15 protein-coding genes and 1 pseudogene are annotated in these 14821 nt (G+C 68.0%); 7 read left to right on the top strand and 9 right to left on the bottom strand.

The genetic code is table 11. From position 1 onward, the window contains the following. Positions 1-12: 12 nt before the first annotated feature. A complete protein-coding gene (locus C487_RS13940; RefSeq protein WP_006186441.1) occupies positions 13-978 on the top strand; it encodes an AAA family ATPase in 966 nt (321 codons plus the stop codon). On the opposite strand, the gene C487_RS13935 is transcribed toward C487_RS13940, so the two are convergent. The 5 genes from C487_RS13935 to C487_RS13915 are packed head-to-tail and all read right to left on the bottom strand — an operon-like array spanning position 967 to position 7067. Continuing rightward, a complete protein-coding gene (locus C487_RS13935) occupies positions 967-2349 on the bottom strand; it encodes a hypothetical protein (protein ID WP_006186440.1) in 1383 nt (460 codons plus the stop codon). The genes C487_RS13940 and C487_RS13935 overlap by 12 nt on opposite strands. Then, entirely contained in the window at positions 2346-3674 is a 1329-nt protein-coding gene (locus C487_RS13930) for a DUF58 domain-containing protein (RefSeq protein WP_006186439.1), read from the bottom strand. The genes C487_RS13935 and C487_RS13930 overlap by 4 nt, the downstream gene beginning before the upstream one ends. Beyond that, positions 3671-4345, bottom strand: coding sequence for a DUF7269 family protein (locus tag C487_RS13925; protein WP_006186438.1), 675 nt, complete (start codon positions 4343-4345; stop codon positions 3671-3673). Before C487_RS13925 ends, C487_RS13930 begins: the two co-directional genes overlap by 4 nt. Then, positions 4342-5985: a DUF4129 domain-containing protein gene (locus C487_RS13920; protein WP_006186437.1), complete on the bottom strand. Its 1644-nt coding sequence runs from the start codon at positions 5983-5985 to the stop codon at positions 4342-4344. Before C487_RS13920 ends, C487_RS13925 begins: the two co-directional genes overlap by 4 nt. After that, positions 5982-7067 carry a M48 family metalloprotease gene (locus tag C487_RS13915; RefSeq protein WP_006186436.1) on the bottom strand — a complete coding sequence of 362 codons (1086 nt, stop codon included), beginning with the start codon at positions 7065-7067 and terminating at the stop codon, positions 5982-5984. The genes C487_RS13920 and C487_RS13915 overlap by 4 nt, the downstream gene beginning before the upstream one ends. A gap of 258 nt (positions 7068-7325) precedes the next feature. On the opposite strand from C487_RS13915, the gene C487_RS13910 reads away from it, so the two are divergent. From C487_RS13910 to C487_RS13900, 3 genes are all read left to right on the top strand, one after another. Continuing rightward, entirely contained in the window at positions 7326-7931 is a 606-nt protein-coding gene (locus C487_RS13910; protein ID WP_006186435.1) for an NfeD family protein, read from the top strand. 72 nt (positions 7932-8003) lie between these two features. Further along, positions 8004-9182 carry an SPFH domain-containing protein gene (locus tag C487_RS13905; RefSeq protein WP_006186434.1) on the top strand — a complete coding sequence of 393 codons (1179 nt, stop codon included), beginning with the start codon at positions 8004-8006 and terminating at the stop codon, positions 9180-9182. A gap of 171 nt (positions 9183-9353) precedes the next feature. Next, positions 9354-9971 (top strand): winged helix-turn-helix transcriptional regulator, encoded by a 618-nt coding sequence (locus C487_RS13900; protein ID WP_006186433.1) that lies wholly within the window; start codon positions 9354-9356, stop codon positions 9969-9971. A 27-nt stretch (positions 9972-9998) separates the two neighbouring features. Here C487_RS13900 and C487_RS13895 read toward each other — a convergent pair whose 3' ends face one another. From C487_RS13895 to yjjX, 3 genes are all read right to left on the bottom strand, one after another. Then, on the bottom strand, positions 9999-10655 hold the full coding sequence (locus tag C487_RS13895) for an HAD family hydrolase (RefSeq protein WP_006186432.1): 657 nt from the start codon (positions 10653-10655) through the stop codon (positions 9999-10001). A 114-nt stretch (positions 10656-10769) separates the two neighbouring features. Continuing rightward, entirely contained in the window at positions 10770-10991 is a 222-nt protein-coding gene (locus tag C487_RS13890) for a DUF7123 family protein (protein ID WP_006186431.1), read from the bottom strand. A 236-nt stretch (positions 10992-11227) separates the two neighbouring features. After that, the gene (gene yjjX / locus C487_RS13885) at positions 11228-11752 is read right to left on the bottom strand and encodes an inosine/xanthosine triphosphatase (RefSeq protein ID WP_006186430.1); all 525 of its coding nucleotides are present in this window, start codon (positions 11750-11752) and stop codon (positions 11228-11230) included. 219 nt (positions 11753-11971) lie between these two features. Here yjjX and C487_RS13880 point away from each other — a divergent pair, with 219 nt between their 5' ends. The 3 genes from C487_RS13880 to C487_RS13870 all read left to right on the top strand — a co-directional run bounded on the left by C487_RS13880 (position 11972) and on the right by C487_RS13870 (position 14193). Further along, complete coding sequence (locus C487_RS13880; protein WP_006186429.1) at positions 11972-12952, top strand: transcription initiation factor IIB; 981 nt, start codon at positions 11972-11974, stop codon at positions 12950-12952. Between the two features lie 70 nt (positions 12953-13022). After that, positions 13023-13697 carry a type I 3-dehydroquinate dehydratase gene (locus C487_RS13875; RefSeq protein WP_006186428.1) on the top strand — a complete coding sequence of 225 codons (675 nt, stop codon included), beginning with the start codon at positions 13023-13025 and terminating at the stop codon, positions 13695-13697. Between the two features lie 58 nt (positions 13698-13755). Continuing rightward, positions 13756-14193, top strand: a complete 438-nt coding sequence (locus C487_RS13870) for a zinc ribbon domain-containing protein (protein WP_006186427.1) — start codon at positions 13756-13758, stop codon at positions 14191-14193. A gap of 23 nt (positions 14194-14216) precedes the next feature. Here C487_RS13870 and C487_RS13865 read toward each other — a convergent pair. Next, positions 14217-14792 (bottom strand): annotated as a pseudogene (locus C487_RS13865) (3-dehydroquinate synthase II); the annotation flags it as partial. Between the last annotated feature and the right edge of the window lie 29 nt (positions 14793-14821).

The raw sequence follows: 14821 nt of genomic DNA, 5'->3' as shown, positions 1-14821 counted from the left end.
GCCGCTACCGGTATGTCAGTCCCCGACACCGCGACGACGGTGGCAGCCGTCGTCGACGAGATCCGTTCCGCAGTCGTCGCCGATCGCACCGTCCTCGAGGAGATCACCGCCGGCGTGCTCGCCCGCGGGCACGTGTTGCTCGAGGACGTGCCCGGAACGGGCAAGACGCTCACCGCGCGGTCGTTCGCGACCGCGCTCGGCCTCGAGTTCTCTCGCATCCAGTTTACACCGGACCTGATGCCCGCCGACATCACCGGCTCGTACGTCTTCGAGGAGGAGACCGGCGAGTTTCACTTTACCCCGGGTCCGGTGTTCGCGAACGTCGTGCTGGCCGACGAGATCAACCGCGCGCCGCCGAAGACACAGTCCGCGCTGCTGGAAGCGATGGCGGAGGGGCAGGTGACCGTCGACGGCGACACTTACGAACTCCCTGACCCGTTCGTCGTCATCGCGACGCAGAACCCGGTCGAGCAGGAGGGGACCTTCGAACTGCCGGAGGCCCAGCGCGACCGATTCATGATACAGACATCGCTCGGCTATCCCGACGCCGAGGGAACGCGCGAACTGCTCGACCGCCGGGCCGACCGCGATCGGCCGACGCCGACGGTCGAACCGGTCACCGATCGTGAGCACGTCCTCGAACTCCAGGCCGTTCCCGAGGGGATCGCCGTCGAGGGACCGGTTCGGGACTATATCGGCGCGGTCTGTCGGTCCACGCGGACCGACGGCCGCGTCGACGTCGGCGTCTCGCCCCGCGGCGTCCAGCGGCTGTTCGAAGTCAGTCGTGCCCGCGCCGTCCTCGAGGGCCGCGAGTACGTCGTCCCGGAAGACGTCAAACGAATCGCCGGGCCCGCGCTCGCCCATCGGCTCGTGTTGACCCCGGACGCGATCGTCGATGGCGTCTCGCGACGCGAGGTTATCGACGCCGTCCTCGAGAACTGTGACGTCCCGGCGATGGACCCGCCGTCAGCGGACTAGCACCCACGTTCCGCCCACGACCGCGGCCACGGCGACGATCACGCCCGCGGTCGCCGGGACCGACAGTGTCGGTGCGAACGCCGTCGCCCCCGCCATCCCGAGCGCGCCGACGGGGACGCCGACGGCCGCGACGCCGCCGCTCCAGCCGAGTCGCACGAGCTGTGGCCGGCGGGACGCCTCGGCCCCGATCTCGCGGGCCAGCGTCCGTCCGTACCGACCGACATCGTACGCGAACAGCGCGGCCGCGATCGGGATGAACGTTGCCACTCCCGCCCGCATCAGCTCGAGGCTGAGCGTCGCGGTGTCGACGCTCGCCCCGCTGACGACGCCGCCCACGGCGAGCGCGGCCGCGACGGCGGTTTCGGGATTCGTGGCCTCGTTTCGTCCCACCACGCCCTCGTAGAGCCAGGCTGCAAGCCAGCCGACGCCGAGTGCGGCCGCCGCCGCGCCGAAGAGCGTCGCCACGGTCGTCGTCCCGATGCCGCCGCTCCCGATTGCCGCCGCGAACGGCAGCCCCACGCCCGGGAGCGTGCCTGCGACGATCGCGACCGCGGCGTTCCGGCGGCCTCCCGTCTGGCTCCAGACGCTTCGGGCGATGACCGCTACCGCGACGCCGAGGAGAGCCGTTCCCGTCACGGCCGCGAGCAGTCCGCGGACCGCGGCGCTGCCGGTGACCGCTTCGACGACCGGCTCGAGTGTCGGGACGAGCATCGACCCGACCGTGAGTATCGAGAGCCCGCCGATCGCGACCGCGGCTGCGATCCCGATGAGCTTCGCGAGTGCGTTTCTGCTCGTGACGTATGAATCGTATCTCGAGGGGACGGTAACCGCCGCCGGCGGGACGACGAGGAGTGCAGCCACGACTGCGACGGGGGCGACGATGAGCGCAACGAGCAGTCCGGAGACGCCGTCGCCGGTGAGCCACAGCGCCGTGGTGAGCGCCGCCTGTATCCCGCCCACGGTATCGATACCGATCGCGACCAGTGCACTCCCGCCGGCGAGGACCGACGCACAGAGCGCGGCCCCGCCCGTTCGCATGAGTGCGACCGCCGTCGGCTGGCCACAGACGACACCGCAGACGGCGGCCGCGAGAGCCGCTCCGACGACCGCCACGAGACCGGCGATCGGCGTCCCCGCGAGCCCGATGGTTGCGACGCCGGCGAGGACGACGACCGGTAGCAACGCGGCCCCGAGCGCGACGCGACGATTGGAGCCGCCGGCGGCCCCGACCGCGACTGCGAGACCGAGCCCGATCGGGACGCCGGCGGCGACGATCGGTTGGGAGACGGCGAGTGCGAGCGTACCCACGAGGGCGGCGAGCACGAGTCCCCGTGTGACGGTCGTCGGCAACCGATCGTCGGGCGGGCTCATTCGGTCGCCACCTCCCCGACGACAGTGCGAAGTACCGCGCCGAGCGATCGCTCGCGGTCCCAGTCGAGGACCTGAGCGCCGGTCTCGCGGGCGCGAGCGAGTCGCGTCCCCCGCTCGAGAGCCGCCAGCCGCGTCGCAGTGTCGGCAGTGTCGGCGGTGACGTCCGGGGAGACGACGCGAACGCCGTATCCTCTCGCCCGAAGCGCCTCGACGAGTTCGAGCGGATCGTCATCGACGAACGCGGAAAACAGGTACACCTGGACGTCACCGGGAAGCGACTGGAGGAGGGCGGCGAACGGGTCACCCGTCCGTGAGCGGGCGGCTGCGACGTAACCGGGCACCTGCATCGCGTCCAGCAGGTCCGTCGCCTCCTGCCTCGTTGCGGGACCGGTTCCCGGCGGGACGCTCGTCACCCCCTGCTCGTGGATGCCGACGATGCCGGTCGGATGGCCCGCGGCCACCAACGCCTCGAACGCTCGCCCGGCCGCGTCGGCCGAGCGCTGGATCGCCGGCACCCGGTCGGTCGTCGCCGCACGGAACTGGCTCGGCCGCGCGTCCACGATGCAGACGATCCGTGTCGACCGCTCGGCGCGGTACTCGACGGTCGCCAACTCCCGCGTGCCGGCGTACCGCCGCCAATCGATCGCGCGTACCTGATCGCCCGGCTCGTACTCCCGAACGGCGTAGAACTCGAGGCCGCTGCCGCCCTCATCGGTGGGCACCTCACCCGCGTACTCGTTCGTCCCGTTGCCCGGCGGCACCGTCTCGACCGTTGGCGAACAGTGGACCGCATCGTCGCCCTCGACGCCCGCCGTCCAGGTTTCGGCGACCGTGCCGGTGAGATCGCGCGTTCGCACCGTCGCGTCGCCGAACGCGTGCTCGCCCCGCCGGAGTTCGACCTCGTACTCGAGTGTCGCCGTTTCGAGGGGTTCGAGCGTCTCGCAAGCGCGCGGCGAGCCGGAGACGACCGGCAACGCGTCCGGAACGCCGTCGACGACGCGCAGATCGACGAGCGTCCCCGAACCGTCGTTTCGGACGGTCGTTCGCACGGTCGCGGTAGCCCCCGGGCTGGCGGGTATCGGTCCCTCGCCCTCGTCAGCATCACCGCTCTCGCTCGAGGCGTCGTGAACCGTCACGCGGCGACGGACGCGGACCATCGCCGACCGATCGCTTCCCAGGACGGCCGCGGCGACGTACCACAGCGGGAGCGTGGCGGCGGCGACGAGGAGTTGACTCCCGACGGTGATGCCCAGTCCGGCGAGCGCGACCGTCGCGGCGACGGCCCAGTCGCCGTCCGTGAACCGGTCGACGGTTCGCTCCGTCATCGATCCACCTCCGCGTTCCGCGCCGTCCCGTCGTCGATCCGCTCGATCGCCGCGAGCGTGCGACGGACGCGGCGGTGGTACGCTGCCCCGGGGTCGACCGCGGCTCGCAACCGTTCGCGGGGTGGCTGGGGCAGCTCCTCCGCCAGGAACGCGGCGGCGACCGGATCGTCGGTCCACGTTCCCGTGCGGACCGCCTCCCGAGCTGAGTCGGCTGCGAGGCCGCGGCTCGTCGTGACGACGCGAACCGCTCCGTCGACGAGCCCTCGTCGAACCGCCGCGGCCGACTCGTTTCGCCGACAGCGGTATCGTCCCTCCCCGGCGACGAGGAGGGTCTTCGCCGACTCGCGACCGACCGGGTGCTCGGTTGTGGTGACCGCCGCTTCCGGCGGCGGTCCTTCGAGTAGCTGCGAGCCGTCCGACCGGTCGGCGGCCCACACCCACCAGCACGCGCCGACAGCGAGGACGGCTCCGATCGCCGGAAACAGCATCGCGAACGGATACAGTAACACGGTGAGCGACTGGACGGACGGCAGAAAGCCGCCGAAGACCGTCGCACCGACCGCCAGGGCGGCCCCGGCACCGACGATCCCCACCGCGATCGCCTCCGGATGGATCGCCTCGAGTCGGCCCAGCAGTCGCTGCCACGGTCCCGGCGACGAGCGCCGACTCATTCCAATCCCTCCTCGTCGGGGTCGTGAGCGAGCAGTTCACGGGCCGTCGCGCGCGCCGCCGCCACCCGATCCGGAGACGCCTCGTGACCGCCGTACTCGACGTCGCGAACGATCGCGACCAGCTGACGCACGTTCTCGGCCGGGAACCCGGCGGCGAGCGCGTCGCGGGCCACTTCGCCGGGGGTTGCCGTCTCGCGGTCGTCCACCTCGAGTCGGTCGAGGAACGCGTGCCACGCCGCGCGAATCTCGGCGTGAGGCCCGCGGGGCGCGAGCGGGGCGGCCGCGAGGTCGGGGCTGTCGTCCGCGGACTCGTTCGACGTCTCGGATTCGTCGTCGCGCGTTCCGAACACGGCCGCGAGCACCGATCCGTCGCCGCCACTCGACGACCGCCCGAGCGATCCCAGTGATCCCAGCGACGGGAGGGTCACGAACGCCCGGCCGATCGACGAGAGGGCCGGTCCGAGCGACGGGAACTCGCGACCGCTCCCGCCGAACTCGAGACGCGGCAGCGATATCGTCGGCAGCGATATCGACGGCCACCCGAACTGGCCGATGCCGCTCACGAGCGCGCCGAGCGCGTCGGCCAGCGCCCCGAACACGTCGGCGAGCGCGACGAATAGATCGGTCGCCCCGCCCGCGCGTCCCCGCTCGGCGTTTGCAACCAGTCGGAAATAGGTCACAACGCCGCCGATGACGAACCCGGGGACGAACACGACGACCGCCGTCAGCCGGAGATAGAGGTTTCCGACGGTCGCCGTCGCGTGCTCCTCGCCGACCGAGACCGTGACGGTCGCCTCGTCGTCGATCGGCAGCCAGACGTGGGTCCGCCCACCGCTGCCGGTCGTCGCCGTCCCGCCGCTCTCGAGGGAGACCGTCGCGTTCGAAACGCCCGTTCCGTCGGCGGACACCTGGACGGGAGCGGGCGAGCCCGGGAACAGGAACGGCGAGACGAACTCGATCCGCGGCTCGTCGACGTCGACGGTCCGGTTGCCCGTTACCGGACCGCGTGCGACGTGCAGATCGACCGGGCCGGCGGTCTCCGGCAGCCTCACTTCGGCTTCGCCGTCCTCGTCCGTCATCCCGACGGCGTCCCCGTCGAGGGTCACCGTGGCGTTTGTCACCGGTGTCTCCCCGACCGTCGCTTTCACCTCGAGATCGCGAGCCGGTGCCGCCCCGCTGTGCGTGGTGATCGTTGCGTTGGTCGCCACGTCGACGGTCCGCGAGCGGTTGTCCTCGGGAACCCCGACGGTCATCTCCTCGGCGTACGGCACGGTGACCGTGGCGCGTCCGATCCTGTCGGCCGTCGCGACGGACGCACCGTTCACCGTGATCGTCTTCGTCGACGCAAACCCGCTAACGCCGATATTGACCGTCACGTCGTTCCCGGGCTCGACCACCCCCTCGATCTGGACACCGTCCGTCGACTGTGGCTCGTTGTCCGACTCGTTCCCGTCCACCCGCGGCGTCGTGCTGAAATTCGGCCGGTCTTCCAACGTCTCCCAGTCGCCGGCGACCGGGTCTCCGTCACCGCCAGTGCCGGGGTTCTCGAGTCGCGGATCGGCCGCGGGGAGCGCGGTCGCCACCGCGAGCAGGCAACACAGGCAGCCGACGACGAACAGGAGTCGGCGCGCCCGAGTCACGCTCGTCCCCTCCGTTCGGCCGCCATCTCGGAGAGTCGCCGTACGCGGTCGTCGACGGGCGGGTGCGTCGCGGAGCCGTCGTCGACCGGCCCCGGTGGCGTGGCGGCCTCGAGCCACGAGGTCACGCGCTCGCGGCGACGGGCGTCGGCCGTCGGCCGAACGATCCGGGGCAGCGACGACGTGTCCGCGCCCGTGACGAGGTCCGTCGGGACGATACACAGCGCGCGAGTTTTGGCGGTTCGAAGGTCGGTCTCGGGCGTCCCGGTCGTCTCGGCGAGGATCACCAGCGCGCTCGCGAGAGCCAGCGGATTGCCGGTGATCCGGGCGGCCGCGGCGTCCGCGGCGAACTCCCGGCTCCGCGAGAGCGTGCGCGTCGCCCAGTCGGCGACGGCGGGGAACACCCATAGCAGCGGCGCAACGAAGACGTACGTCAGCGCCACCAGCGGGAGGAACCAGTACAGCGCGATCCGGCCGCCGTCCGACAGGTCGCGCGGTTCGGCCAGTGCGCGACGGGCCAGCCGTGCCGCGTGGTACGCTCGATCGGCGATCTCCAGAAACAGCGTCGTGATCGTCATCAGCGTCACGTCACGGTTGGCAACGTGGGCGATCTCGTGGGCCAGCACGGCCTCGAGTTCGTCGGCGTCGAGACGGTCGACCAGCCCCGTCGTGACGACGATCGTCGCGTCGGTGAGCCGGCCGACGGTGTAACAACTCGCCGTCTCGTCGGCGACGACGCGGACGGCCGGCTCAGGAATATCGGTTCGCATCGCCAGTCGTCGGACCGTTCGGGCGATGGCGTGGTCCTCGTCGTCGGCGCTGCCGTGGGTCCCGGCGAGAACGCGCTGGTAGCCGTAATACGTCTGTACGGCGAGGAAACCGCCGATCAGGACCAGCGCCGTGAGACGCGAGACCGGCAACCGAACGAGATCGAGTTCGACGGTTCCATGCTGGAGGTAGACGATCGTCCCGCCGACGAGTCCCGGTACTAGGACGCCGTACGCCCACAGCAGCGCGAGGACGAACACGCCTGTAACCGCGACGAACACGCCGAGGACGGCACCGATACGCAGGCGAAGGATCATGGCGGGCGTTCGGTCGAGTTCCGTCCCGCGGGATCAAAAATTTTCCCCGAACGTTTCGGTCGGGTATCGTCTTCCGTCCCCGAGCGATTGTGCTGCCGCCGCGAGCGCCGCTGCCGAGGACCGCCGATCGATCGACCGCTGACTCATCGCCGTCGGAGCGTTCACGAGGCCGCGACGCAAGCGTCGCATAGGCTGTCGATCCGAACGGTGCCGTGGCGCTGACAAACATTTAATTCGTGCGAGGCTATAGCGCTAAGTATGGTCGAATCCCTCGTGGGGAATGTGCCGCTCCTGCTCTTGGTCGTTGGTCTCGTGTTGATGGTGCTCGAGGCCATTTCACCGGGAGCCCACCTCATCGTGATCGGGATCGCCCTGGTCGGTGCGGGGTTGATCGGCGTCCTCTTTCCGAGCCCGCTTAGCCCCATCATCTTGGCGGGTCTCACCCTCGCGATCGGACTCGCGGCGGCGTACGTCTACAACGAGTTCGACTTCTACGGCGGGAAAGGCACCGCTCGAACGACGGATTCGGATTCGCTGTCCGGCGTGACGGGCTACGTCACCGAGACGGTCACGACCCGCAGCGGCGAAGTGAAACTCGACGAGGGCGGGTTCGCTCCCTACTACAGCGCGCGGACGACCGACGGGACGATCGAGGAGGGAGAGGAGGTCATCGTCATCGATCCCGGCGGCGGGAACGTCCTGACGGTCGAATCCGTCAACGCGATCGGCGAGGACGAAATCGATCGCGCGCTCGCACGCGACGAGGAAACGAAGAGAGCCGATCGGGAGGCCACGGACGGCAGCGGCGAATCCATCTCCGACCCGGAACCCGAGACCGAAACGGAAACCGAAAACTCGGGGTGAGAAACGCGAGCGGCCCCCAAATGTTGTCGAGACAAGGGAACGCTTTTCTCCCCACCGCCGTAAGGCCGAAATATGGTGGTCCAACTGTTCCCAATGCAAACCGCCGGCGGTGCGCTGTTGCTCGTCGGTGCCCTCGTCCTCGTCGTCGTCATCGTCGCGTTGCTCAGCGCGATCGAAATCGTCGATGCCTACGAGAAACGCGCCCTGACCGTCTTCGGCGAGTATCGCAAACTGCTCGAGCCGGGGATCAATTTCGTCCCGCCGTTCGTCTCGAACACGTACGCGTTCGACATGCGAACGCAGACGCTGGACGTGCCCCGGCAGGAAGCGATCACCCGCGACAACTCGCCGGTGACCGCCGACGCCGTCGTCTACATCAAAGTGATGGACGCCAAGAAGGCGTTCCTGCAGGTCGACGACTACAAGAAAGCCGTCTCGAACCTCGCCCAGACCACCCTGCGCGCCGTACTGGGTGACATGGAACTGGACGACACGCTGAACAAGCGCCAGGAAATCAACGCCCGCATCCGCGAGGAACTCGACGAACCCACCGACGAGTGGGGTATCCGCGTCGAGAGCGTCGAGGTCCGCGAGGTCAACCCCTCGAAGGACGTCCAGCGCGCGATGGAGCAACAGACCTCCGCCGAGCGGAAACGCCGCGCCATGATTCTCGAGGCGCAGGGTGAACGCCGCAGCGCCGTCGAGAAGGCGGAAGGTGACAAACAGAGCGAGATCATCCGCGCCCAGGGTGAAAAGCAGAGCCAGATCCTCGAAGCACAGGGTGACGCGATTTCGACCGTCCTGCGCGCCCGCTCGGCAGAATCGATGGGCGAACGCGCGGTCATCGACAAGGGGATGGAGACGCTGGCCGACATCGGCCAGGGCGAATCGACGACGTTCGTCATGCCCCAGGAACTCACCTCGCTGGTCGGCCGCTACGGCAAGCACCTCTCGGGCAGCGACGTCGAGGCGGACGGCCACGAACTCGAGAGCCGCGAGTTCGACGACGAGACGCGCGAACTGATCGGATTGGACGACATCGCCGAGATCATCGGCGAGATCGACCAGGAAGCGGATATGGACGTCGAAGCGATGGAACAGGAAGCCCAGGCGATCAAGGAGGGGAAGGACCCGGCCGAGATATCCGACCCCGACGAAGTCATCGAGGAGATGGATCAGGACTTCCAGAGTCAGGCCGACGGCGGCACCGAGATGTCGGCCGACGAGGACGGGTCGTCCACGGGCGACTGATCGGTCGGTCGGCAGCAGTCTCGACGCGTTCCCGACTTCAATTTTTGCTCGAGGCCCCGGCAATGGGTCGGCTGCCACGCTCGTTAGTACCTGACTAACCGATCGTAGTCGGTGCACAACGGGGAGCGAAACCTGTTTTACGGGTCGTCCCGTTACGGGTAGTAGGTAGCTATGACATCGCCCGATGGGGTCGACGACGACAAACGAGCGACCCTGCGCCGATTCGCCGCTCTCGGTGCTGCTTCTCCCCTGGTCGGCCGCGCGGACGCAGCGGCCGCTGACACGGGCGAAAGCGACGCTCGCGACGCGATCGCGGGGTATCTCTCGACGACGCCCGGCGCGCACTTCTCCAAGATCCGCGACGACCTCCAACTCGGGACCGGCGAAACCCAACACCACTTGCGGCGACTCGAGGACGTCGGTGCGATCGAGCGCTATCGCGACGGCGACTACAAGCGGTTCGTTACCGCCGGCCGCTTCGACGATTTCGAGAAGCGGGCCCTGGGATACCTCCGCCGGGAGACGCCCCGCGGCATGCTGATCGAACTCCTCTTGAACTCCGAGACCACTGCCGGCGACCTCGCCGCGGCCCTCGACGTCTCGGCACCGACGGTGAGCAAGTACGCCGGCGAACTCGAGGAGGCCGGCCTGCTCTCTCGCGATGACGGCTACGCGGTCGAACGGCCGGAAACGGTGCTGGTGCTGGTCGTCCGCCACGCGGATTCGTTCGGCGACCGGGCTCGAGCGCTCGCCCGGAACGCGGATCAGTTCCTCACGTACGAGGGCTAAGCCGGTGGCTCCCGCTGTAAGAGCATCTTACTCCGGTCCGACGAGTGAGGACACGTCGGCCAGCGATGCGAGTTCGTGTGTCGCGTTCCGTGGCCGCTCCCGGTCGCGATTGTGTGGCCGCCGGAGGAACGCGGTCTCGAGGCCGGCCGCTCGGCCGGCCGTTACGTCCGTCGGGGAATCGCCGACGTAGATGCCGTCGGTGACGCCGAGGGCGTCGAGCGCGTCGTCGATATAATACGGATCGGGTTTGCGCCGCTCGTAGCCCTCGAACGTGGGGTCTCGACCGCGGACGATGTCGAAGTCGAACCCGACGTAGTCGGCGACGAACGCGGCCGTCTCGTGGCGGTTGTTGGTGACGAGGCCGATCGCCGTCCGGTCACCGAGGTCGCGAATCGCATCGATATCGTCGTAGATGCCGCGCTCCCCTGACCGGAGCCGGTCGTGGGTCCCCTTCGAGGCGTGCGTTTCCTTCAGTTTCCAGAACCGGTCGGGATCGATCCCGAGTTCGCGGCAGTGCGTCTTGATCCGTTCGTGATCGTGAGTGCGAACGCCGCGACGCTGGGCCGGCGTCGGGTCGGCCCCCAGATCGGCAAGCGCTGCGTCGGCGGCGGCAGCGTACACCTGGGGGTCGGTCCGCGGCCCCTCGAGGATGACGCCATCCATATCGAACAGTACCGTCGTCATATCCCGATACTGGGGCTCGTGAGAAAAGAGCGTTCGGCGTCGCGACGGCCGTCGCTGGCTACTCCTGACGATCGGTAAAATACGAGCAGCGTCCACTGCGTCGCCACCGCGGAGTTACGTATCGACTTTCCAGGTCGTGCTCGAGGAGTAGCCCCATTTTTCGATCTCGATATCGTAGTCGCCCTCCTGAAGGGCGGTGATGTTCGAGCCGACCTCTTTCGCCGTCATACCGAGCTCGTTGCCGATGAGGCGGGATTTGAAGTACGTCTTCGTCGCTGCATTGTTCCGGAGGTACTCCAGAATCCGCCGTTGCTTGCTCGTGAGGTCGGGGGCCATTGCAGTGCTCATACACGATCGGACGACAGGAATACCCTTAGGGGGTTTGGTACGCGCGGTTAACCCGCCGCCGTCATGCGCTTTCCGTCGGGAGTAAGAGATGAATAACCGAGCGGAAAGCTTTCGTTGGTACGGCAGGTTAATATATACCCATTCGTGAGTGTCGTTTGTCCGTGACCGTGTCGGACGCGGGGTTCGACCGGCCGGTTCAGGTGTCGATCGCATCCCGGTGACGATCAGCCGTCGCCGTCGTAGTAATTCGTGACGAACGGTCCGAACGCGGACGCAACGGCCTCGCCGAGCGCTTGTGTTCGGTCCGTCAGCCCGTCCGTGAGTACGCCTGCAGCACCGTCGGCCTCGGCGATACCGTCGGTACCGAGGCGGTCGTCCATTACCGGTCCCAGCTCGGCCCCGTCGGCGACTCGTTCCGCGATCCCGTCGGGGAGACGCAGCGTCGGCCCACCGCCCCGCGCCGTTCGGTCGCCGTCCGTCACGGCCCCCCACATAATCAGGGACAGTCCCGGCGTCCCGTCCAGCCGAGCGACGCCACCCTCGAGTCCCACCCCGTAGTCGGCGTCGGTCGCCGCGAGCGCTCGCCGGGCACGGTTCTCCGCACCGGTGACGGTCTCGTCGATCGACCGCGGCTGTTCGGCCACGCCGGAATCCACGTCGACGGCGGTCACGGTCGGCTCGTAGCGCTCGAGCGTTCGTTCGACCGCGTCGATCTTGACGGGATTCGTGCTTCCGACTGCGAGGTCCATACCGGTCGTTTGGCGGGGACCGATTTGGGGACTGCGTTTCCGACCGGTTCCATTGCTTCAATGTTTCTATCCATCATGCTCTTTCGCCCGAATTACTGGTTTTCGCGGGATATGGGATTGAGATTCCGAAACCCTTAACCCTCGAGTCTCTGAACGTGGGAGGTAACGGAACCGTCCGGGCTTTTGCGATCGGTTCGGCCGGGCAGCAATCGCCATCGTATGACTAACGCACCATCGAACACGAGAGTACGACGTAGCGAACCCGAAACGAACGAACAGGAGACCGAAAGCGAGGAGCAGGACCTGGCCTGTCCCGAGTGTGCGGGCAATCTCGTCGTCGACGACGAACACGGCGAGACCGTCTGTGAGGACTGCGGACTGGTCGTCGAGGAGGATTCCGTCGACCGCGGCCCCGAGTGGCGCGCGTTCGACGCCGCCGAGAAAAACGAGAAGTCCCGCGTGGGCGCGCCCACGACGAACACGATGCACGACAAGGGGCTCTCGACGAACATCGACTGGCGCAACAAGGACGCCTACGGCAACTCGCTTGGCTCGCGCCAGCGCGAGAAGATGCAGCGCCTGCGCAAGTGGAACGAGCGCTTCCGTACCCGCGACTCCAAGGAGCGCAACCTCAAACAGGCGCTGGGCGAGATCGACCGCATGGCGTCCGCGCTTGGTCTCCCGACGAACGTCCGCGAAACGGCCAGCGTCATCTACCGCCGCGCGCTCGACGAGGACCTCCTCCCCGGCCGCTCCATCGAGGGCGTCTCGACGGCCTGTGTCTACGCCGCCGCCCGTCAGGCCGGCGTCCCCCGCAGTCTCGACGAGATCGCCGACGTCTCCCGCGTCGAGAAAAACGAGATCGCACGCACCTACCGCTACGTGGTCCGTGAACTCGGTCTCGAGGTCCAGCCGGCCGACCCCGAGAGCTACGTCCCTCGTTTCGCCTCGGGACTGGAACTCTCCGACGAGGCCGAACACCGCGCGCGCTCGCTGCTCCAGAACGCCAAGGAGAAGGGCGTCCACTCCGGCAAGTCGCCGGTCGGCCTCGCGGCCGCCGCGGTCTACGCCGCCGCACTGCTGACCAACGAGAAGACCACCCAGGCCGCCGTCTCCGATGTCGCCGACATCTCCGAAGTCACGATCCGGAACCGCTACCACGAACTCCTCGAGGCCGAGGAGACCATCGGGATGGCGTAAGGACGGCGCTCGCCGCAGGTATTCGCCGGACCGATATCGTTTTTGCCGCGCTCGCTCGCAGTTGGTCCCAATGGAACTACAGTTCGACTCGTTCGTCCTCGCAGCGTCGACGGCCGCGCTCACCGACGAGCCCGCGGCCCGCGAGCACGCTGACGCGATCGAATTTCGGATGGACCTGGCCGACGAGCCCCTAGCCGCGCTCGAGGCCTACGACGGCGAGTTGCCGATTCTGGCGACCAATCGGGCCGAGTGGGAGGGTGGAGAGGCCGCAGCCGAGGGGCGACTCGAGGCGCTCGCCGAGGCGACCGCGGTCGACGCCGTCGGGGCGATCGATCTCGAACTCGAGTCGATTCAGGACGGGTCGGCGGCGGCAGTGCTCGAGACCGCTCGCGACCGGGACGTGTCGATCGTCGCGTCGGCCCACGATTTCGAGGGCACCCCGCCTCGGGAGGCGATGGTACGGACGTTGACGGAGGCGGGCACGGACGCCGACGTCGCGAAGCTGGCCGTCACGGCCGAATCGACGGCCGACACGCTCGCCTTGCTCTCGGTGACGGAGCAACTGACCGCTCGCGGGGAGTCCGTCGCGACGATGGCGATGGGCGATGTCGGCAGTCACACGCGGGCCGTGGCCCCGGTCTACGGGTCGAAAATCGGGTACGCACCCGTCGACCCGGCCGATGCGACCGCGCCCGGACAGTACGATCTCGAGACGCTAGCGGGGCTGGTGACACGCCTCGGCTGAGAAAAATAACGAGAATCGGAATGTTAAGGACGACCGATCCCTACCGTTCTCACATACAATGACATGGTTCCGTGCGCTCCTCGCCGCCGGTCTCTCGGTGATTATGCCCGGTGCAGGCCACGTCCTCGTTCGAGATTGGCTCCGTGCCGCCCTCTTTGCTGGCCTCTTCCTGTCTGCTAGTGCCGTCTTCCTGCCGATCGATCAGTTGTCCGCTGTCGGACCGGTAACGAGCGTCAGCGATATCAACGCGTACGCGGATGTCATGGCCGAAGAGACGGACGTGATCGCACAGTTCTTCCTCTCGTTTATCGCCCTGTTCGCCGCGATCGACGCGACCTTCCGTGCGCTCGGCCACTCGCCCGGCGGCACCGGCGGCGCTGAGGGGCCGACCTGTCCCGAGTGCGGAAAGGAAATCGACGAGGACCTGCAGTTCTGTCACTGGTGTACGACGCGGCTCGAACCGATGGAGCCCGAGTCGGAGACGAACGACATCTGACTCCCCTGTCTCGGTCGACGATATTACTTCTCGATGATGCTTTCCTCGACGGCCTCGCCGAAGTGACGAGCCGTGTCCTCGTAGTACAGCAGGATCTCGTCGCCCGATTCGAGGTCCGTCACCGCTTTGCGCCCCTCCGACGAGGCGACCTTGATCGTCTCGGCGTTCTGGAGCAGGGTTTCGACCCGATCCCCGCTCTCGGTCTCGAGAGCGATCCGGAACATCGGGCGTTGTTCGATCTTGACGCGGCCGACGATGGCCTCGCGAGTGTTGCCCTCGAGGTCGACGACCTGGACCTCGTCGCCGCTCTGGAGCTCCGAGAGGTACTTGGTGCCGCCGTCGGGCGTGCGGACGTAGGCGTGGACCGCGCCCGCGTTGACCCGGAACGGGCGGGACGCGACGTATGGTGATTCGGCGGTTTCGCCGTGGACGAAGACCAGACCGCGGGCCATCGAACCCACGAGCATTCCCTCGTCGTGTTCGAGTAAGGTGCCGGTGTCGACGCAAACCCGATCGGCGCTGCCGGCCCGCTCGATGTCGAGCACTTCGGCGGACTCGAGGTCGAGGCTCTCGCGTGCGGCCTCGTCGCGGACCTCGACCGGCTCTGTCTCTTATACACATCTCTGAG

Origin of the sequence: Natrinema pallidum DSM 3751 (assembly GCF_000337615.1) — an archaeon.
Taxonomy (GTDB): domain Archaea; phylum Halobacteriota; class Halobacteria; order Halobacteriales; family Natrialbaceae; genus Natrinema; species Natrinema pallidum.
This window is presented reverse-complemented; position numbering and strand designations above follow the sequence as displayed.